Annotated in this window: 1 protein-coding gene and 1 pseudogene; both read left to right on the top strand. The window is 60.8% G+C overall.

Annotated features, from left to right (window positions below; translation table 11 throughout):
• Positions 1 to 1,343 (top strand): IS21 family transposase (istA, locus tag ACPUD7_RS17635; protein WP_425120635.1); only part of this gene is annotated, 1,343 nt, incomplete at its 5' end.
• A 38-nt stretch (positions 1,344 to 1,381) separates the two neighbouring features.
• Positions 1,382 to 1,575 (top strand): annotated as a pseudogene (locus ACPUD7_RS17630) (ATP-binding protein); the annotation flags it as partial.

Below are 1,575 nucleotides of genomic sequence, written 5' to 3'. Positions count from 1 at the left end.
TCCACCGCGAACTCGCGCGCGTCGGGGTCACGCTGAAACTATTGCATAGCGAGTACCGTGACGCCTGCGCCACCACAGACTCGCCGGCGATGGGCTATGACCGCTTCTGCAAGACCTACCAGCACCATGTGCTCGTTTCCGGCCTGGCCTCTCGAGTCGGACACAAGGCCGGCCAAAGCGTCGAAGTCGACTGGTCGGGCAAAACGATGACGCTTACCGACCCGGTCGCGGGGACACACACGAAAGTCTTTCTCTTCGTCGGTTGCCTGCCGTTCTCGCGCTACGCGTTTGTTGAACCGGCCCTGGATATGAAGCAGGACACCTGGCTGCGGGCGCATATAGCGATGTTCGACTGGTTCGGCGGCAGCGTGCCCCGGATCGTGCCCGACAACCTCAAGACCGGCGTGATCTCCCATCCTCGGGAAGGAGAGATCATCCTCAATGATGCCTATCGTGAGCTGGCTGCACACTATTCGGCAGCCGTCCTGCCGGGCCGAGTCAGGAAACCCAAGGACAAGGCCAGTGTTGAAAACACGGTCGGCAATATCGCCACCCAGGTCATCGCGGCACTGCGCGGACAGACCTTTCGAACACTGCCTCAGCTACGTGAGGCGATCTATGAACGAATGCGGGCCTACAACGCCCAACCGTTTCAGAAACGCCCTGGATCACGGGCATCGGTCTTCGACGCCGAGGAACGGCCCCTGCTGCGGCCGTTGCCGGCGGTTGCTTATGAGATCAGCCGCTGGATCTATGGGAGGAAAGTCCGCAAAGACGGGCACGTGGTGTTCGAGAAGAACTTCTACTCCGTGCCCTATGCGCATGTCGGTTCCAGCGTCGACTTACGGATCACGGAAACGACAGTCGAGATCTTCGACGGGCACACGCGGCTTTCGAGTCACCTGCTTCCGCTGGCAGGAGTCATCAACACCCATCACACACACGATGGCGACCTGCCCCATGGTGAGAGGTATCAACAATGGGACGGGCCTCGCGTGCGGGAATGGGCAGCTCGTATCGGACAAGACACGACGACGGTGATCAACCGGATCTTCGAGTCCGTGCCCGTTGAGGAACAGGGACTGAACGCGGCACTGGCAGTGCTGCGCCTGTCGCGCCGCTTCTCTCCTAAACGAGTCGAAGCCGCCGCTGGTATCGCGTTATCGGGTCGGATTCGATCACCACGGTATGCGCATTTGCGGCCGATTCTCGACAGTGGGCAAGACACGCCTTCCAGCAAGCGCAGACGAAGCCCTGAACCGTCCGGGCTGCCCGCTGCTGGACCAACGCCCACGGTCGGTTTCGTTCGTGGGCCAGACTACTACGCAGGAGGACAACGATGACTCGTCTCGATGACGAAACGAAACGGAAACTGCGTGAAATGGGGTCAACAAGCCTGCTGAGCGCACTCGATGCCCAAGACGACGCTCTCACCCTGGGAATGCCATTCGAAGAGCGCATCCAGCTCGCTGTCGATGACGCTCATGCTGCGTTCACCCATGCGAAAGTCGAGGGGCTCATCCGCCGGGCTGGACTGCGATATCCCGATGCGGATCTGCGTCGGATCGCGCTGAT

Source organism: Brevibacterium sp. FAM 24630 (assembly GCF_049804075.1).
Lineage (GTDB): Bacteria > Actinomycetota > Actinomycetes > Actinomycetales > Brevibacteriaceae > Brevibacterium.
This window is presented reverse-complemented; position numbering and strand designations above follow the sequence as displayed.